Origin of the sequence: Paraburkholderia phymatum (genome assembly GCF_038900715.1) — a bacterium.
In the GTDB taxonomy this organism is placed as follows: domain Bacteria; phylum Pseudomonadota; class Gammaproteobacteria; order Burkholderiales; family Burkholderiaceae; genus Paraburkholderia; species Paraburkholderia phymatum_A.
Genome location: NZ_JAYMRZ010000006.1, coordinates 312,557 through 329,233 on the forward strand (window position 1 = coordinate 312,557; position 16,677 = coordinate 329,233).

Consider the following 16,677-nt stretch of genomic DNA (forward strand, 5'->3'; position numbering starts at 1 on the left):
TGACACAGCGCGCGAAGGCTCCCGCGAAAAGAGGACGTGGAGAACGTCATGAAACCCGCCACCGAGCAGTCGCTGCATTTTCTGGTCGACAAGTGGCTGGGGCCTGTTTCCGCGCCCGTGCGCGTCACGCAGGTCGGCCGCACGAAGTGGGACAACACCCGCTACGTGCGCGTCGAGACATCGTTGCCGGATAGTCGGCGCTCGCTCTTCTTCTTTCGTCACGACGACGGCTGCTGGTGCGTCTTTCCGCCGACGCCGAAGAAACGCCATTCCGAAGACGAAAGCTGGCAGAGTGCGTTTGCCGGTCAGGCCGTCGCCTGAGGCGGGTCGTAATCGCTTGTGATCGGTTCGTGATTGCTTGTGAGCGCCCTGGTTACCCGTGAGCGCCCGAGATCGCCCGAGATCGCCCGCGCGGCATGATCCCGGCGCGGCCGCAGGTAAGGCCCCGCGTCAGGCCGGTTCCGCTGAATCCGACGACACCTGGCGCCGTCCGCTCCACATCGGCATCACCTGGCAGACGATCAGTCCCGCGAGCATCAGCGCGCAGCCGAGCATTGCGCGCGCCGCGAGCGTTTCGCCGAGCACGAGCCAGCCGGCCAGCGCCGCGAACACGCCTTCCATGCTGAAAATCACGGCTGCGTGTGCAGGCGCGGCATCTTTTTGCGCGACCACCTGAATCGTGTACGCGACGCCCACCGACAGCGCGCCGCCATAAAGAATCGTCGGCGCGGCGCGGACGATGTCGCTGAGGCGCAGCGGATCGACGGCGAGTCCGATCGCGAGGCTCACGACGCCGCACACGACGAATTGCACCAGCGCGAGCGCCAGCGGATCGTGCCGGCGCGCGAAACGGCTGACCAGCACCACCTGGGCGGAAATCACGATGGCGCCGGCGAGCTGGAGCCAGTCGCCGTACAGAATCGAAAAATGCTCGTCGACGCTCAGGAAATACATGCCGAGCGCGGCCAGCGTCGCGCCGAGCCACACGCCGACGCCCGTCTGATGGCGCAGCACGACGCCCATCAACGGGACGATGACGACATACAGCGAGCTGATGAAGCCCGCGTTGGCGACTTTCGTGTACTGGAGGCCGATCTGCTGGCACGAAATCGACACGGCGACCAGCAGGCCGAGCAACGCGCCGTCGCGCCACAGTGTCCGCGTGCTTGAAGTCGAGACCGTGGGCGTTGTAGCGGCCGGGACGCTGGGCTTACGGCGTCGCGCGACCGACCAGACGATCAGCACGACGCACGCGCCCAGCAGGAAGCGCAGCCCGGTAAAGAGAAACGGTCCGATTGCATCGAGGCTCAGACGCTGCGCGACGAACGCGCTGCCCCAGATCATGGCGGCGACAAGCATCAGAAGATTCGCGCGCAGGTGTTGACGGGTGGCGGTTTTCAAGCGGAGATTTCCTGCAAGGCAACTCGTTTCGTGCGATCTACGGCGCATAGGGCGCGTATCTCTTCAGACGAAACGACGATTCATGGCGGCATTCGCGGCAGCCGACATGATACCCGGGCGCGCCGTCGGCGAAGCGTCGACGGTGTGAAAGCATCGGGTAAGCTAAATGTGTCCCCGAAAATACAGTCCAACTTTATGGGATGACAAACTGCCTACGCTGCGTGATACTCCCCCGCGGGGAGCCGGGAGGCGCTGCGTGGCCCGGCCGGCTTCACCGTCATGCTGTTCCAATTCAACGTTTTGACTTAAATAGTCGTCAGGTTTTGGGGATAAACACACATGAAGAAGATCATCGCCTCGCTCATCACCGCCTCGCTCGCACTCGTGTCCGTTCAGGCTTTCGCACAGGCATCCGACGCAGCACCGGCAGCCGCCAGCGCCGCCAAGCCGAAGCACGCCCACAAGCAACTGAAGACGCACGGCAAGCGTTCGGGCGTGTCGAGCGCCGCTTCGGCTGCTGGTACGAACGACAAGGGCACGGCGAACTAAGCAGCCCGTTCGTCGCGCCAGCCGCGAGCGGTTGCCGGCTCGCCATCTTCGATGGCCCCGGCGACTTCACCGCGTGGCTGGCGTAGCAACAAGAAAGGCCGAAGCGAATGCTTCGGCCTTTTGCATTTTCAGCGCGGGCAGACGTGCCCAAGACGTGTCCACTCGCGCAGCTGAACGGCTCGCGACGACGTCGCGCGTTGCGTGCGTTCAGGCGTTCGCTGCGAGTCCGTTGACCAGCAATTCGGCGATCAGCGCGTTCATGCCTTCCGGATGCGTCGCGGCGCGCTCCTTCAACTGATCGACGAGCGCTTGCGGCAGCTTGCAGGCAAACGGCACGAGGCCCATCGCCTGATCGAGCTTACGCTGTTCGCGCCGGTCGAGTTGCGGCTGTTGCGACGACGCCTTGCCGAAACGGTCGGCGGCGAGGGACTGTTTCATCTGGTTGCCCAGTTTCAGCGCCTTGTTCTTCTCAAGGTCGAATTTCTTCATTGCCATGCTGAAGGCCTCTAACGAATAAGCAATCCGCCATTGTACGCACCGCGCGCGCCTGAAATGCCGGTTAAGCAGCGTCGTGCGCGGACTGCAGGGCTAAGGTCATTGCGCGGCAGCCTGCGCGCCCGTCACGCTATCCATCAGCGCGCGCATTCGCCGCCAGTGCGAACCTTCCCAGAAGACCCGCCGGCAGATGTCGCAAGTCACGAACTGCGAATGCCGCTCGAGCACGCCGGCGGGCGCGCGTCCGATTGCCTCGTCCTTTGCAATGCGCCGCAGCGGCGCGTTGCACGTCAGGCACAGGCGAAATGGCCGTGCGGTGCGCGCCAGATCGAGCCGGCCGAAAATCTCGCGCAGTTGCGCTTCGGGCTTCAATGCGCGCACATAACAGCCATGCATGATCGTGCGGCGCTTGAGCAGTTCGCGGTCGCGCGTGAGGACGATGCGGTCTTCGTCGGAGGCGATCGACTCGATATGCGAATCGGCGTAGTGGTTGTCGTACAGTGTGTCGAAGCCGGCCAGGCGCAGCAATTGCGCGAGCCCGCCAAGATGCGCGTCGGCGACGAAGCGCACCACGCGTAACGGGCGCTCGCGTACGCGCAGCAGCGGCTGGATATCGAGCGCCTCGAACTTCGGATAGACGGCAACGCGATCGCCTTCCTGCAACTGATGCTCGAAGCCGACCGATTCGCCGTTCACGACGATCAGCTCGACTTCCGTGTGCGGCACGCCGAGCGCTTCAATCATGTGCTTGGCCGTCGCGGCGCGCGCGCACTCGCAACTGAATGACTGCCGGCGCAGCGGCCGCGCCAGGAAGTCGTTCAATTCTTCGTAGAAGCGGAAAGTCGCGGTGACCATGATGCGAGTATCGCACTGCGTCCAGCGCAGTGCCGATGGGCAATTACGAGCACGGCTCTTGCGGCTGTGCTCTACTGCGAGTTCTGTTGAACAGGAGCTATTGATGGACATCGGTTTTATCGGTCTCGGCGAGATGGGCGCCGCGATTGTCGCAAACATCTTGAAAGCCGGGCATAGCGTGCGCGTGTGGAACCGCTCGCCGGACAAGGCGCAGCCGCTCGCCGGACTCGGCGCGCAGGTGGTCGGTTCGCCCGCCGAGGCCTTCGCCGGGGACGCCGTCTTCTCGATGCTCGCCGACGATGCCGCGCTGCGCGATGTCGTCAGCGCGTCGTTGCTCGAGCATGCGCCGCGCGGATTGATCCACGTGAACATGGCGACGATTTCCGTCTCGCTCGCCGAAGAGCTGGCGACGGCGCACGCGAGCCGCGGCGTGCACTACGTGGCGGCGCCCGTGATGGGCCGGCCCGACGTGGCCGCCGCCGCGAAGCTGACGATCGTCGCCGCCGGTCCCGCCGAGGCGATCGACCGCGTGCAGCCGGTGTTCGATTCGATCGGTCAGAAGACATGGCGCATCGGCTCGCTGCCGCAACAGGCGAACGTCGTGAAGCTCGCGGCGAATTTCATGCTCGCGTCCGCCGTGGAGACGCTCGGCGAGGCATCGGCGCTGCTGGGCGGTCATGGCGTCGCGATGCAGGATTTTCTCGATGTCATCACGAACAGCGTGTTCCCCGGGCCGGTGTATCAGGGCTACGGCAAGATGATCGCGGAACGGCGCTACGAGCCGGCGCTCTTCAAGGCGCGGCTCGGCCTGAAGGACGTGCGGCTCGCGCTCGCGGCAGCCGACTCCGTCTCGACGCCACTGCCGGTGGCGAGCGTCGTGCGTGACAGCCTGATCGAAGCCGTCGCTCACGGAGACGGCGAGAAGGATTTCGCGGTGCTGGGCCAGGTCGCGTCGCGGCGAGCGGGGCGCTGACGCTCGATAGCGAGCGGGCCGCGAATCGACTGATTCCGGCTTGAACGGCGTCGTCGCTTGTCGATCCTTGCTGTCATTCGCGGCAGCAAGCGGCGGGGTTTCGGCGCGCAACGGGCGGGGCGGGCATAATGTCCGTCCCGCCCGTTTTCCATTTCATCGAGCACGAAGCATCATGAGTCTGCACACCTGGTGGCTGTACGTGGCCACGGTTTTTGTCGTCTGCGCGATCCCCGGTCCGAACATGCTGTTGATGATGACGCACGGCGCCCGCTACGGCATGCGTCAAACGACGGCCACGATGGCCGGCTGTCTGATGTCGCTGATGCTGATGCTGGCCGTATCCGTCGCCGGTCTTGGCGTGTTCCTGAAAGCCTGGCCGACAATGTTCAACGCACTGCGCCTGCTCGGCGCGGCGTACCTGATCTATCTCGGCGTGAAGGCATGGCGCTCGCCCGCGAGCGAAATCGCGGCGGCGAAAATCGAGGCTTCGCCCGACGACGCCGGCAGCAAGCTCACCCGTTCGCGCGGCTCGCTGTTTCGCAACGGCTTTCTCGTCGGCAGCAGCAATCCGAAGGCGATTCTGTTTTCGGCTGCGCTGCTGCCGCAATTCATCGACGCGTCGCGCGCGACGCTGCCTCAGTTCGCGGTTCTCGTCGCCACGACGGCGGTGCTGGAAATCAGCTGGTACATCGTCTACGCGGGCTGCGGCACGCAGATCGGCGCGAAGTTGAAAACCAGTGGCGTCGCGAAAGCGTTCAACCGGCTGACGGGCGGTGTGTTCGTCGGCTTCGGCGCGATGATGGCGCTGGTGCGCCACTGACGCTTCACGCTCGTCACGCGGTTCGGCGCGGCGAGCCGGCCATCGATCGTTCGGCGCTAGCCTGGTCCTTCGGCGAGCAACTCACTTTCAATGCCGGGGCCACCGGACCGCGCGGTCGACGAATCCGAATAGCAGCACGGCGATCGTGAACGGCAGGACGATCGCACACACGCCGCTCCATCCGGCCCACGCCCATGCCGCACCCGCGAGCGCGGCGCCGATCGCACCGCCGACAAAGAAGATTCCCACGAAGAGCGCATTCAACCGACCGCGTGCGGCCGGGTTGATGAGATTGATCGCGCGTCGTCCGAGCGTCTGATCGGTGATGACGCCCGCGTCGAGCGCCGCTGCGCCTGTGACCAGCAGCGCGAGCGCCGCAACGGGATGCGCGGCCGGCGAGAACCCGCCCCAGCCCGCGCCCGCGACACCCAGTAGCAGAACCGCGCCGATCATCACCAGATGCGAGACGATCTGCGTCGCGCGCTCCGCGCCGCGATCGCCGAGATAGCCCGCGAGCGGCGTGACGATCGCGCCCGTGGCGCCCGCCAACGCGAACGCCGCGATGCCTTGCATGCCGAGCGAAAACGGCGGCTGCGCGAGCCGCAGTGCGATGGCCGTCCAGAACGCGCTGAATGCGCCGAGCGCGAGCGCGGCCAGCGTCGCGCGCCGTTGCAGCACGGGCTCGGTGCGCAGCAGCGTCCACAGTGAGCGCAGCAGTTCCGTGTAGCGCGCGTGAGCGAGAGGCCTGTGATTCGGCAACTGGATGTAGAGGACGAGCGCAAGCAACGCGTCGGCGGCTGCTTCGATTCCGTAGAACGAACGCCACCCGAACGACCCCGCGATCACGCTTGCAAGCGGACGCGACAGCAGAATGCCGAGCATCAGGCCGCTCATCACGTTGCCGACGGCGCGCCCGCGCCGGCTTTCCGGCGCCATCGACGCCGCCATCGGCACGAGCATCTGGATCACGCTCGACGTGGCGCCCGCCAGAAATACCGACGCCAGAAACAGCCAGCCCGACCGCGCGAGCGCCGACAGCGCGAGGAAAACAGCGCAGCACGCGAGCGTCCTGACGATGAGCCGGCGGTTTTCGAGCAGATCGCAGAGCGGCACGAGCAGCAGCAAACCGGCTGCGTAGCCGAGCTGAGGCAGCATCGCGATCAGTCCGGCCAGCTCCGGCGGCAGGTTCAGCGCGCGGCTGACGGGCCCCGTCAACGGCTGCGCCGCCGACAGATTCACGACGATCACGCCGACGGTCGCGGCGAAAAAGAGCGTCAGCGGGGTGGTCAAAGTCGGCGACGTTGCGGGCGATCGCGCCAACGATGGCGAGGGCGGTGTGGTGACGGCGCGCGGACAGGTGTCGGCGGGTCGGTTCATCGATTGACTCCGGAAGGTTTCGGTCCAGCCTATCGTAGGGATACCGACGTTATGCGACAATTGAATTATCTCGATAATGTTTATGCGAGGTTGTTTTGAACACGCGAGACTTGCAGGCGTTCGTCGCGGTTGTCGAAAGCGGATCGATGGTGCGGGCGTCGGAAAAGCTCTTTCTCACGCAGCCGGGACTCACGCGCCGCGTGCAGAATCTGGAGACGATGCTCGGCATCGAGTTGCTCGACCGGCAGAGCAAGCCGCTCAGGCCGACGGCGGCGGGCAACGAGGTGTATGGGCTCGCGCGTACCGTGCTGCGCGCCGTCGACGATCTGATGTCCGTCGCGTCGCCCGACAGCGAGCCGACAGGCGAGTTGAGAATCGGCGTGCCGCCGTTTCTGTCCGAACTCGCGCTGGAGCAGCCCATCGACCGGCTGCGCAGCGCGTTTCCGAAGCTCACGCTGCGCGTGACGGCGGGCTGGTCGCCGGGGTTGCTGCAAGGTGTCGAGCGCGCGTCGGCGGATGCCGCCGTCGTGCTGTTGCCGGAAGGCGTCCCGTTGCCGGAAGCGCTCACCGCGACGCTGCTCGCGTACAAGCCGACCGTGGTCGTCGCGCCGCGCTCGTTCGGTTTCACCGAGCAGCCGACGACGCTCGCCGAACTGGCGTGTCATCCGTGGGTGCTGAATCAGGATGGCTGCGGGATGCGCTCGGCGCTGAGCCGCGCGATGTCGGCTGCGGGGTTGCCGTTCAATGTGGCCGTCGAGGCATTCGGCTCGGAATTGCAGTTGTCGCTCGTCGCGCGCGGCTTGGGCGTGGGGCTGGCGGCGCCGGAAGTACTGGCGCGCAGCCCGCAGCGCGAGTCGCTGCACATTCTCGACGTGCCGGATTTTCGTAGCGGCCTGAACGTGTGGCTCGTGCATGGCGCGTTGCCCGGGCGCCTGATGCGGCCCATCGCGTTGATGCGCGACGCGCTGATCGAAAAGCTGCAAAAGGATGCCGCCTGCTGGCCGTTGACCGGCTCGACAGCATGATGCGCAGCACAAAAAATGCACCTGAAAGGTGCAATGCGGTGAGATGTCGCCCGTGTGCCACCTAGTGCTGCTCTCTAATCGAAATGTTGCGTCGCATCACAGGGTTTGCTATAGTTGTTTTTGTCTCCTCCATGTCTCCTCTGATATGGATTCAGCCCGCCAACCATGGCGGGCTTTTTTTTGCCCATTTTTTCGTACACGGTGTCGCGCGCGGCCGTGCGATCAGACGCGGTGGCGTCGGCGTCGTCAGAATTTGTACGACACCGCGAGGTACGTGATGATCGGATCGGCTTTCAGTTCAGCCTTCGATACGCCCAGTTCCGTGCCGTCCGCCGCCTTGATGATCACCGATGAAGTCGTCTTCAGCGGGATATAGGTGACGGATGCCGTCACGCCCCAATGATCGGTGATGTTGTACATCGCACCGGCGTTGAAGACGGGCGCCCATGACGACGACGCCTTCGCTTCCACCGATGTCTTGCCCGGCTTGCCCGCGCCCGCGGCGAGAATCGCGCCGAGGTTGTCCTGCGTCGATGTGACGAAGTTATTGTTCAGCTGAATGTCGCTGAACCAGTTGTACGACACGCCGATGCCGAGAAACGGCCGGAATTTCGCCGTCGCCGACCCGAAGTAGTACTGGAAGATCAGCGCCGGGCTCCATTGCCGCACGCTCTTCACGATCGGATTGACGGCGGGATCGCCGATATCCTGCTTGCCCAGCGCGCCCGCCGGGCCGGGCGGCCGGATCGTGCCGTGCCCGTAGATCTGGAACTTCGGCGGAACGCCCGCCACCGACGTCACCGCGAAATGGTCCGTGACGAAGCGCGAAAAGACGAGACCGGCCGTGTCGGCATTCGTCGTCGACAGGCTCGTGCCCGGCGACGTGAACGAACTCGGCAGCCGCAACGGCGTGTTGATCGGCACGGGCGCGACGTGTGTGGTGAGCGGCGTGCTCGAATCCTGCGGCATCACGTGGAACCAGCCGAGCGTGACGAGGTTGTCGCCGGCCTTTTGCGCATGCGCGTTCTGCGTGCCGAGCGCGCCCAATGCGGCCGCCGACGCCGCGACCAAGAGCTTTTTCATTTTGTTCCTCCTGAGCGGGCGGCCTGCCGCGCGGGCGACGGCGTTATCGATGCCGTCTGCTCCGCGCCCCGGCCGTCCGCTCTGCCGCGCGGGCAGAGAGACGCGCCGAGGGGCGGTCGCCTCGTTGCGTTTTATGGTGCGGAGCGCGCGCCCATCACTGGACGAAAGCGCCGATCGTGAAGTACGGCGACGACGCGTTCGACAGGTCCAGGAAGCCGAACACGCTTCCCGTGAAGATGAACTTGCCGGTCGGCGCGCTGCCTGCGGCCGCGCTCGCGTAGGTCGACGTGACGACACCGGGCACCGTCTGCGTGAAATCGAGGTTCAGCGCCTTGGTCAGCGAGGCTTGCGACGGGTTGAACGGATCGAGCAGCGTCGCCTGCGTGCCAACGAGCGCGTTCGTCCGATAGTCGAACTCGCTGTCGACGCCGATGTACTCGCCGTTCTGCGAGTTGACGGCGATACTCGTTTGAGGCGCGAGGATCGAGATACCCGATTCGTCGTCGGCGACGGGGCCGCTCAGGCCGTTCTGCGGATTCGGCGTCAGCGACGAATTCGCGACGCCCGTGCGGATCAGGATCGGCACGTTCTGGTTGCGCAGCTTGCCGACGATCATGAAGCCCTTGGCGACGGGCGATGTCGCGAGCGTCGGTTTGCCCTGGCCCTGGAAGTTGTCGATTTCGAACGCGCCGCTGCCATCGGACGACTGCGCCCAGTTCGTGCCCGGCTGCTGGCACTTGCCGGCGTTGACGCCTGCGTTGTCGCACTCGGTCCAGGAGCCGTCGGCATTGATCGTGATCTTGGTATCGACGACGGTCGGCACGAATTTTTGCGACGGAATCTGGTGATAGCCAAGCTGGTTGTACGTGCCCGCGATGTTGGCAAGATTCTTCTCGATCGAAGAGAAGCCGATGAACGGGTAATACGGGAATGTCGTATCGGGCACCTGACCCTGGCCGAGAATCCCGTCGAACTGGATTTCGGCGCCCGGAATCGTGCCGCCCGCCACCCCTTCGCCGACGAAGATGCGCGCCGGACGGTTCGGATCGAGACTCGCGCCGTTCAGACGAAACGCGCACTGGTTGAGCTTGTTGGTGGGCAGTTGCGTTTCCTGCGTGAGCGTGCCGGATGCTGTCTGTCCCTTGCGGGTGGGCGCGACCGTTCCCTTCGTCGCGGGGATCGGCGATTCGATGTAGGTGACTTGCCACGTCATCTTCGTCGTGTCGAGTTGCAGCTTGACGAGTTCACCGTCGCCGCCACCGCCCGTGAAGATCGTGCCGTAGTCGAGCGACGAAGGACAGAGGCGGGCTTCCGTCGGCGGCGGACCGTCGCTGCCCGAACCGCCGCAAGCCGCGAGCAACGGCGCTGCAAAAGCTAGCGCCGAAAGAATCTTCCAGTTCATTGTGCCTCCCTGTCTTGTTGTGGGCAGCCGGCTCCCAGTCCAGCCGCCTTTCGGTCTTGTGATCTAGCGGTGCTGCCGTACTGCGTTCGTTGCGTCCTGCTGTATGTGTTGTTGTCGGGTTGCCGGTCGTGGTTGTGGTCGCGATGCCGGTCGTAATCGCGGTCGTGGTCGCGGTCGTGGTCGCGTCGCGATGCCACGCCGTTCACTTGCTTCACTTGCTGATCTGCGCGCCGACGCTGAAGTACGGCGAACTGGCCGTGTCGGCGTTGGCCGACGTCGGCGCGACGCCGCCGTTTTCCGTGCCCTCGATGAAGATCGCGTAGAGCCCACCCGCGGCAATGGCAAGGCCCGATTTGCCCTGCGCGTCGCCGACGTTCACGACGCCGGGGTTGCCGAGGCCGTACTTCAGCGCGAAGCCGCTTTCCGCTGCTTGCGTGGTGGGATTGATGAAGGTGCCGAGGCCACCCTGGATCAGCGACGCGGTGTACCTGAAGTTCGAGTCCGCGCCGACATAGCCGCCGTCGAAGCCGCCCGACGCGAGCGGCGTCGCGCTCGCGAGCATCGCGATACCGGATTCGTCGTCGACCTGCGCATCCAGCGGAATGACGCCCGTGCCGGTGAACACATAGCCCGTCCTGACGACGACCGGGACGGTGGCGCCGTTTAATTGCCCGAGGATCATATGGGCCTTCGACGTGCCCTTCTGGCCGAGCAGCGGCAAGCTGAACTGGTTTTCGATGCGCGGCGCGTTGTTGCTGTCGAAATAGCCGTTGGCGTTGAGCGTCAGCGGATCGCCCGTCGACAGGCATCCCGTCGAGCTTGCGTTGCCCGCTGTGGGCGCCGGATTCGTCGTGGACGAGCACGCGCCGTTTGCGTCGAACGTTTCGGACGTGCTGGTTGCGGCCGCCGCGTAGTTCGCCGATGGCTCGATGTGATACAGCAGGCCGTTGTAGGTGCCGGCGAGCTTCGAGAGATCCGTCGTTGTGCTCGCGAAGCCGAGGAACGGATAGAAGTCGAAGTGCCGGCTCGGCACGGCGCCGACGTTCTGGTAGATCGCGATGTTCTTGCCTGCGTACGAGACGTCCGCGCCCGGAATGCCGCCGCCCGCGACGCCTTTGCCGACGAAGACAATCGGCGGATTCGCCGATGAAAACGATGTGGTGTACGTCGAGCCCGTCGACGGCGCGGTGCCCGAAGCCGGCGTCAGCATGAACGCGCAGCGCGTCTGCTCGGCGTTGGGCAGCATGCCTGCGGGCGGATGCATGACGGCGCCCGTGACGGTCGTGCCCGCGCGCGTCTGGTCGACCTGTCCCGTCGACACGGGAATCGGCGATTCCAGAAACGTCAGCGAGTACGTCATCATCACGGCGTCGATCTTCAGCGACACGACTTCACCGCTGCCGGCTCCGCCCAGGTAGGTGCTCTTGCCGATGTCGGCATCGGCCGGACAGAGCGTGCTCGCGCTGGCCGTCGACGCAGGCGGCCCTTGCACGCCGCAGCTCGATCCCGAGCATTGGCTCGTCTGAATCGAGCCGGGGTTATCCGCTTTTCCCCCTCCGCAGGCGAGCAAGAACGGCGCGCTGGCAATGGCACATGCCAGCCCTCTCGAAATGGCGTACATGCTGTTGTCTCCCTGTTGGCCAGAGTTGCGGCTTTAGCGCCTTAACTCCGATCCACGTTTGCCTGCTGATCTAATTTGCGAGCTAATTTCGCTGCGGGAATTAAGGCTGTCAATTGAACGAATCGTCTAAAAAGTCCGATTCAAACAGCCCATTTTTCGCGGAGAGTCGCATGGCGCTTCGAGGCACGCGTTTTAAAACAAAAACGCGTTCTTTCGGTGATGAGCGGATTTCTGTCCGTTGGCCCTTCGCCTTTACTGGCGGGCGATACGGCAAAATGCCTCTATCATCTTCGAACGCTCGTTCGCAAAAAAATCGGGAATTTCCCTATGCGGTAATAGATGCGCAATACAGAAAGGAGGGAAGCATTAAATGCCGGTTTTCAGGTGTGCTGGAAATGACGGCAAAACGAAAGGAATTACGCCGCGTTTAATTAGCCGTTTTAAATCGCAGATTGGCGATTGCAAAAGAAAAAGCCGGCGTTTGAATGCCGGCTTTGTGAAGCGCGAGGACGGCCGTGCCGTCCATGCGCGATCGGTTAGCGTTTCAAGCCCGTCGCTTCGTCTGCGCCGATCGCGAGATTCATGCACTGGATCGCCGCGCCCGACGCGCCCTTGCCCAGATTGTCGAGCCGCGAGACCGTGACGAAGCCCTCTTCGCTGCCGAACACGAACAGGTCGACGCGATTGGTGTCGTTGTTCGCCTGGACGTCGAAGAAGCCGCTGTCGAGGTTGTCGTCCGCGTTGAAGGGCGCGACGCGCACGAACTGCTCGCCGCTGTAGTACTCGGCGAAGAGCGCCTGCACTTCTTGCGGCGTGGCCGGCTTCGCAAGCTGGCTCGGCGTGAAGTACGTCGTCACCGCGAGGCCCTTGAAGAAGTTGCCGACGATCGGCGTGAAGATGGGCGGATGTTTCAGGCCCGTGTGCGCGGCCATTTCCGGCAGGTGCTTGTGCGTGAGGCCGAGCGCATACGGGCGCGGGCTGTCGAGCTTCGCGTTGCCGCCCGCTTCGTAGTCCGCAATCATTTTCTTGCCGCCGCCGCTGTAGCCGGTGATCGAGTAGTTGTGCGCGGCGAAATCCGCCGACACCACGCCCGCCTCGACAAGCGGACGCATCGCCAGCACGAACGCCGATGCGTGGCAGCCCGGCACCGCGATGCGCTTGGCCGTGCGCAGACGCTCGCGTTGCGCGCGGGCCAGTTCGGGCAGGCCGTACGCCCAGTCAGCATGAGTGCGGAATGCCGTGCTCGCGTCGATCAGCACCGTGCGGTCGTTCTCGACGAGCGACGCCGATTCGCGCGACGCAACGTCCGGCAGGCACAGGAACGTGACGTCGGACGCGTTGATGAGACGACGGCGCTCGTCGATGTCCTTGCGCTTCGATTCTTCGATGCGGAGGATTTCAACGTCTGCGCGCTGCGACAGGTATTCGAAGATTTTCAGGCCGGTCGTGCCTTCCTGTCCGTCGACAAAAACTTTCGTGCTCATCTCGATCTCGCTGGCTTACGGAAAACGGGGCGCTCGCGGCGCCGGAACGCCATTTTAAGGCTGCTTGGCGGCGCGTGTGCAGCGCTTGTGCAGATTCGGCGAAAAACACGTTGCGCCGCAACGGTGACAGCGGCATGACAGACCGTGCTGCCGGGACGATCATGCGATCGGCACGCGCCGCGCCCGCCTACGCCGGCTGGCCCGCTTTCCAGCGCGCCGTCACGGCCGCGATGCGGGCGCCGAATACCTTCGCCGTCTCGATGTCGCCGGGTAGCGGCGCTTCTTCGGGCGTAGCGTCGGCGGGCGATTGCGACAGCAGCCCGGTGAAGCCGCCGACATAGTTCAGATCATTGCGCGTCGCCGCTTTCGTGTTGGACGGCATCATGCCCGTGCCCGCCCAGATCATGCTGTGCTGCATCGCGAGTGTGACGAAATACTGGATCGTCGAGAACTTGTCGCCGTTCATCGTCGCCGAATTCGTGAAGCCGGCGGCAATCTTGTCCTTCCACTTCTGGCCGAACCACGGCTTGGAACTGGCGTCGGCGAACTTCTTGAAGTCGGCGGACGGACCGCCCATGTACGTCGGCGCGCCGAAGACGATCGCATCGGCTGCGTCCAGCGCGGCCCAGCCCGCGTCGTCGAGCTCGCCGACTGCGATCAGCCTTGCGTCGGCGCCGCCGTCGAGCGTGCCGGCGAGAACCGCTTCGGCGAGCTTCTTCGTGTGGCCATAGCCGCTGTGATACACGATGATGATCTTCGACATGGACAACTCCATCGTTTCAAGAAATGACTGGCAAGGGCAGAACGTTGCAGGTTCATTCTGTCATCACGAGCAGGTTCTTTCAGACACCGTGAGAAAACACGGCGTCGCCTGATCGCTTTTGAGACTGCCTTGGAAAAAGGCTAGCGGCCGTACATGACGGTCATGCGGGCGTAGCCGAGCGTCGCGGTGCTGATCTCGTGGTCGAACATCACCGAAGGGCGTCCCTGCGCGAGCCTGAGATTGGGCGCGCTCAGCGCATAGACGGTGATGACGTAGCGATGCGGCTTGCCGGGCGGCGGGCAGGGGCCGCCGTAGCCGTCGATGTCGAAGTCGTTGCGCGCTTCCACGGCGCCGAGTTTCTTAAGAAAACCGGACGCGCTGGCATTTTCCGGTAGCCGGTCGACATTCGCCGGGATGCCGACGACGGCCCAATGCCACCAGCCGCGTCCGGGCGCATCGGGATCGAAGATCGTGATCGCGAAGCTGCGCGTGCCGTCGGGCGGGTTATGCCAGCTGAGTTGCGGCGAATGGTTGTTGCCCTTGCAGTCGTCGCGATCGAATACCTGTGCGTTGTTGACCGTGCCGCCCGCGCGAAAGCTGGTGCTCGTGACGGTGAACGCATTGTCGGCAAAGACCGCGGACGCGTGAACCGCGCACGCGAACGCGATGACGGACGCGACCCGCGATGGCGCGAAAGACAGAAACGGCAGGAACGAACGGGACGAAGCAGGCGTAACGACCGGGCAACGCAAGCGCATGTGCCGAATCTCCTGTCAGGCTCGTAAAGAATTGTCTTTACGAAGGATTATTGTCCTTTTTTATACCCAAGCGACAAATCGAGTCTAACATTACATCTTATAAAAGCATTCGTGCTTGGTAAGCGGCCAGTATGGTCTGAAATCGGCTATAGTCGCTGCAATCGTCTGCGGTCACATGCAAGCAGACAAGTCCTAGAAATTTAGAACTAAGAAACAGTTTCATGACTGAAGTTTCGGAGCGTGGATTGTCAGAACAAGGGAGGGCCATGCAAGATCCCATCAGGGTCGTGGTTGCCGACGACCATCCGGTCATTCTCTTTGGTGCCGAGCAGGCGTTGCTCAAGTTCCAGGGTATTCGCGTGGTCGCGCGCGCGAAGCAATCCACCGAGCTAGTGAAGTTGTTACAAACGACGCCGTGCGACGTGCTCGTCACCGATCTCGCCATGCCCGGCGGGCACTATGGCGACGGCCTGCCATTGATCGGTTACTTGCGTCGGAATTTTCCTGACTTGCCTATTGTTGTCCTGACGATGCTCGAAAACGCCGCATTGTTGAAGCGGCTAAATGAGCTTGGCGTGACTTCTGTGGTGAACAAGTCGGACGATCTGAGTCACATCGGGCTTGCGGTGCAGCACGTCAGCCGGCATCTCGAATACATGAGTCCGTCGGTGAAGGCGTCGCTCGACACGCTGCGCATGAACGCGGGTGGCAAGAGCGACGAAGTGATCCTGTCGAAGCGCGAACTCGAAGTGGTGCGGCTCTTCGTTTCGGGCATGACCATCAAGGAAATTTCCGAGCAACTGAATCGCAGTATTAAGACGATCAGTACTCAAAAGAACACGGCGATGCGCAAGCTCGGACTCGAACGAGATTCCGAACTATTTCAATATGCGCAAAGTAACGGCTTGATGAATCTGTCGTCGTATGCACCGGGCGAGGCCGACGACGGAGGCGCTGCGGCGCATTAGTCTTAGGCGTGCCGTCAGAGGAAGAGCGTTTCTGAATCCGGTCGACACGAATTTGGCGTGCCAAAGGAAAAGGCCGCCTGTCTTGCGGACAGGCGGCCTTTTTGTTGGCATCGCCGGTTGCGCGCGGGCCCTGATGACGTCGGCCCGGCGCATGATGCGGACAATTACTGCGGAGCAGCCGTCGCGCCGCCGTGCGCCGCCGACCACTCTGCGGGCGCGTGCAGGAATTTCTCGACTTCGTCGAGCGTCTTCGTATCGAAGTAGCCCTTTTCCTTCGCGACGCGCAGCACGTCCCACCACGTGGCGAGCGCGTGCAGATCGACGTCGATGTCCTTCAGCACGGACACGCTTTCCTTGAAGATGTTGTAGTGGAACAGCACGAAGCAGTGATTCACCTGCGCGCCCGCCGTGCGCAGCGCGTTGATGAAGTTGATCTTGCTGCGGCTGTCGGTGGTCAGGTCTTCCACCAGCAGCACGCGCTGACCTTCCGTCAACAGACCTTCGATCTGCGCATTACGGCCGAAACCCTTCGGCTTCTTGCGCACGTACTGCATCGGCACCATCAGGCGGTCCGACAGCCATGCGGCGAACGGAATGCCCGCCGTTTCACCGCCCGCGACGGCGTCGATCTGCTCGTAACCGACGTCGCGCAAGATCGTCGCTTCCGCCATCTCCATCAGACCGCGGCGCACGCGCGGGTACGAGATCAGCTTGCGGCAGTCGATGTACACCGGGCTCGCCCAGCCGGAGGTGAAGATGTACGGTTTTTCCGCGTTGAAGTGCACTGCCTGGACTTCCAGCAGCATTTTTGCGGTCGTGTCGGAGATCGTCTGGCGATCGAAGCCTGTCATGGGCGAATCCTTGGGTGGTGAGCTGGGAGGCGGGCGCGCGGCCCGGTGGCGCAGCAAGCGTGGCGTGACCAGATGTGGCACCTGGCGCCCGGATGGGCGAAACACGCCGGAAAGTTGAAAAACTGACAGGATTGCTGCGCGCGTAGCCCGTTATTTTACCCGATTCGGACTTGTCCCAGGGCGCCCGGACGCGCGGCATCGCCGTTGCACTGGCTGTCCGGGCGCTTCGCCTATGCTTTTTGGCCAGATTGT

Annotated in this window: 18 protein-coding genes; 7 read left to right on the forward strand and 11 right to left on the reverse strand. The window is 63.7% G+C overall.

Annotation, left to right across the window (positions count from 1 at the left end):
* Nucleotides 1–48 precede the first annotated feature (48 nt).
* Nucleotides 49–321, forward strand: coding sequence for a hypothetical protein (locus VSR68_RS14465; protein ID WP_342940492.1), 273 nt, complete (start codon nt 49–51; stop codon nt 319–321).
* 129 nt (nt 322–450) lie between these two features.
* On the opposite strand, the gene VSR68_RS14470 is transcribed toward VSR68_RS14465, so the two are convergent.
* The gene (locus VSR68_RS14470; protein ID WP_342940493.1) at nt 451–1,401 is read right to left on the reverse strand and encodes a DMT family transporter; all 951 of its coding nucleotides are present in this window, start codon (nt 1,399–1,401) and stop codon (nt 451–453) included.
* 339 nt (nt 1,402–1,740) lie between these two features.
* On the opposite strand from VSR68_RS14470, the gene VSR68_RS14475 reads away from it, so the two are divergent.
* Entirely contained in the window at nt 1,741–1,950 is a 210-nt protein-coding gene (locus VSR68_RS14475; protein WP_342940494.1) for a hypothetical protein, read from the forward strand.
* A gap of 207 nt (nt 1,951–2,157) precedes the next feature.
* Here VSR68_RS14475 and VSR68_RS14480 read toward each other — a convergent pair whose 3' ends face one another.
* Nucleotides 2,158–2,445 (reverse strand): hypothetical protein, encoded by a 288-nt coding sequence (locus VSR68_RS14480; protein WP_342940495.1) that lies wholly within the window; start codon nt 2,443–2,445, stop codon nt 2,158–2,160.
* Nucleotides 2,446–2,544: 99 nt separating this feature from the next.
* The gene (locus VSR68_RS14485) at nt 2,545–3,300 is read right to left on the reverse strand and encodes a Mut7-C RNAse domain-containing protein (RefSeq protein ID WP_342940496.1); all 756 of its coding nucleotides are present in this window, start codon (nt 3,298–3,300) and stop codon (nt 2,545–2,547) included.
* 103 nt (nt 3,301–3,403) lie between these two features.
* Here VSR68_RS14485 and VSR68_RS14490 point away from each other — a divergent pair, with 103 nt between their 5' ends.
* Nucleotides 3,404–4,273, forward strand: a complete 870-nt coding sequence (locus VSR68_RS14490) for an NAD(P)-dependent oxidoreductase (protein WP_342940497.1) — start codon at nt 3,404–3,406, stop codon at nt 4,271–4,273.
* Nucleotides 4,274–4,445: 172 nt separating this feature from the next.
* Nucleotides 4,446–5,093, forward strand: coding sequence for a LysE family translocator (locus VSR68_RS14495; RefSeq protein WP_342940498.1), 648 nt, complete (start codon nt 4,446–4,448; stop codon nt 5,091–5,093).
* 87 nt (nt 5,094–5,180) lie between these two features.
* Here the strand turns inward: VSR68_RS14495 and VSR68_RS14500 are convergent, their stop codons facing one another.
* A complete protein-coding gene (locus VSR68_RS14500; RefSeq protein ID WP_342940499.1) occupies nt 5,181–6,470 on the reverse strand; it encodes an MFS transporter in 1,290 nt (429 codons plus the stop codon).
* Between the two features lie 95 nt (nt 6,471–6,565).
* Between VSR68_RS14500 and VSR68_RS14505 the strand changes: the two genes are divergently transcribed.
* Nucleotides 6,566–7,495, forward strand: a complete 930-nt coding sequence (locus VSR68_RS14505) for a LysR family transcriptional regulator (RefSeq protein WP_342940500.1) — start codon at nt 6,566–6,568, stop codon at nt 7,493–7,495.
* Nucleotides 7,496–7,741: 246 nt separating this feature from the next.
* On the opposite strand, the gene VSR68_RS14510 is transcribed toward VSR68_RS14505, so the two are convergent.
* The 3 genes from VSR68_RS14510 to VSR68_RS14520 all read right to left on the reverse strand — a co-directional run bounded on the left by VSR68_RS14510 (nt 7,742) and on the right by VSR68_RS14520 (nt 11,601).
* Nucleotides 7,742–8,578, reverse strand: coding sequence for an OmpW/AlkL family protein (locus VSR68_RS14510; RefSeq protein ID WP_342940501.1), 837 nt, complete (start codon nt 8,576–8,578; stop codon nt 7,742–7,744).
* 154 nt (nt 8,579–8,732) lie between these two features.
* Nucleotides 8,733–9,980, reverse strand: coding sequence for a DUF2957 domain-containing protein (locus tag VSR68_RS14515; protein WP_342940502.1), 1,248 nt, complete (start codon nt 9,978–9,980; stop codon nt 8,733–8,735).
* A gap of 211 nt (nt 9,981–10,191) precedes the next feature.
* Nucleotides 10,192–11,601 (reverse strand): DUF2957 domain-containing protein, encoded by a 1,410-nt coding sequence (locus VSR68_RS14520; protein ID WP_342940503.1) that lies wholly within the window; start codon nt 11,599–11,601, stop codon nt 10,192–10,194.
* 170 nt (nt 11,602–11,771) lie between these two features.
* Here VSR68_RS14520 and VSR68_RS14525 point away from each other — a divergent pair, with 170 nt between their 5' ends.
* Nucleotides 11,772–12,032, forward strand: a complete 261-nt coding sequence (locus VSR68_RS14525) for a hypothetical protein (RefSeq protein ID WP_342940504.1) — start codon at nt 11,772–11,774, stop codon at nt 12,030–12,032.
* A gap of 105 nt (nt 12,033–12,137) precedes the next feature.
* On the opposite strand, the gene argC is transcribed toward VSR68_RS14525, so the two are convergent.
* The 3 genes from argC to VSR68_RS14540 form a co-directional block, all read right to left on the reverse strand.
* The gene (gene argC, locus VSR68_RS14530; protein ID WP_342940505.1) at nt 12,138–13,085 is read right to left on the reverse strand and encodes an N-acetyl-gamma-glutamyl-phosphate reductase; all 948 of its coding nucleotides are present in this window, start codon (nt 13,083–13,085) and stop codon (nt 12,138–12,140) included.
* A gap of 187 nt (nt 13,086–13,272) precedes the next feature.
* On the reverse strand, nt 13,273–13,848 hold the full coding sequence (locus tag VSR68_RS14535) for a flavodoxin family protein (RefSeq protein ID WP_342940506.1): 576 nt from the start codon (nt 13,846–13,848) through the stop codon (nt 13,273–13,275).
* Nucleotides 13,849–13,988: 140 nt separating this feature from the next.
* Nucleotides 13,989–14,606, reverse strand: a complete 618-nt coding sequence (locus VSR68_RS14540; protein ID WP_342940507.1) for a YbhB/YbcL family Raf kinase inhibitor-like protein — start codon at nt 14,604–14,606, stop codon at nt 13,989–13,991.
* 266 nt (nt 14,607–14,872) lie between these two features.
* Here VSR68_RS14540 and VSR68_RS14545 point away from each other — a divergent pair, with 266 nt between their 5' ends.
* The gene (locus tag VSR68_RS14545; RefSeq protein ID WP_342940532.1) at nt 14,873–15,574 is read left to right on the forward strand and encodes a response regulator; all 702 of its coding nucleotides are present in this window, start codon (nt 14,873–14,875) and stop codon (nt 15,572–15,574) included.
* Nucleotides 15,575–15,738: 164 nt separating this feature from the next.
* On the opposite strand, the gene VSR68_RS14550 is transcribed toward VSR68_RS14545, so the two are convergent.
* The gene (locus tag VSR68_RS14550; RefSeq protein WP_090871270.1) at nt 15,739–16,425 is read right to left on the reverse strand and encodes an orotate phosphoribosyltransferase; all 687 of its coding nucleotides are present in this window, start codon (nt 16,423–16,425) and stop codon (nt 15,739–15,741) included.
* Nucleotides 16,426–16,677 lie beyond the last annotated feature (252 nt).

Excerpts from the sequence above, each read along its gene's own strand:
- VSR68_RS14550 (WP_090871270.1), bottom strand. The coding sequence starts at position 16,425 with ATGACAGGCTTCGATCGCCAGACGATCTCCGACACGACCGCAAAAATG.
- VSR68_RS14540 (WP_342940507.1), bottom strand. The coding sequence starts at position 14,606 with ATGCGCTTGCGTTGCCCGGTCGTTACGCCTGCTTCGTCCCGTTCGTTC.
- VSR68_RS14495 (WP_342940498.1), top strand. The coding sequence starts at position 4,446 with ATGAGTCTGCACACCTGGTGGCTGTACGTGGCCACGGTTTTTGTCGTC.
- VSR68_RS14500 (WP_342940499.1), bottom strand. The coding sequence starts at position 6,470 with ATGAACCGACCCGCCGACACCTGTCCGCGCGCCGTCACCACACCGCCC.
- VSR68_RS14535 (WP_342940506.1), bottom strand. The coding sequence starts at position 13,848 with ATGTCGAAGATCATCATCGTGTATCACAGCGGCTATGGCCACACGAAG.
- VSR68_RS14510 (WP_342940501.1), bottom strand. The coding sequence starts at position 8,578 with ATGAAAAAGCTCTTGGTCGCGGCGTCGGCGGCCGCATTGGGCGCGCTC.
- VSR68_RS14545 (WP_342940532.1), top strand. The coding sequence starts at position 14,873 with ATGCAAGATCCCATCAGGGTCGTGGTTGCCGACGACCATCCGGTCATT.
- VSR68_RS14525 (WP_342940504.1), top strand. The coding sequence starts at position 11,772 with ATGGCGCTTCGAGGCACGCGTTTTAAAACAAAAACGCGTTCTTTCGGT.
- VSR68_RS14485 (WP_342940496.1), bottom strand. The coding sequence starts at position 3,300 with ATGGTCACCGCGACTTTCCGCTTCTACGAAGAATTGAACGACTTCCTG.
- VSR68_RS14515 (WP_342940502.1), bottom strand. The coding sequence starts at position 9,980 with ATGAACTGGAAGATTCTTTCGGCGCTAGCTTTTGCAGCGCCGTTGCTC.
- VSR68_RS14465 (WP_342940492.1), top strand. The coding sequence starts at position 49 with ATGAAACCCGCCACCGAGCAGTCGCTGCATTTTCTGGTCGACAAGTGG.
- VSR68_RS14475 (WP_342940494.1), top strand. The coding sequence starts at position 1,741 with ATGAAGAAGATCATCGCCTCGCTCATCACCGCCTCGCTCGCACTCGTG.
- VSR68_RS14490 (WP_342940497.1), top strand. The coding sequence starts at position 3,404 with ATGGACATCGGTTTTATCGGTCTCGGCGAGATGGGCGCCGCGATTGTC.
- VSR68_RS14480 (WP_342940495.1), bottom strand. The coding sequence starts at position 2,445 with ATGGCAATGAAGAAATTCGACCTTGAGAAGAACAAGGCGCTGAAACTG.
- VSR68_RS14520 (WP_342940503.1), bottom strand. The coding sequence starts at position 11,601 with ATGTACGCCATTTCGAGAGGGCTGGCATGTGCCATTGCCAGCGCGCCG.
- argC (WP_342940505.1), bottom strand. The coding sequence starts at position 13,085 with ATGAGCACGAAAGTTTTTGTCGACGGACAGGAAGGCACGACCGGCCTG.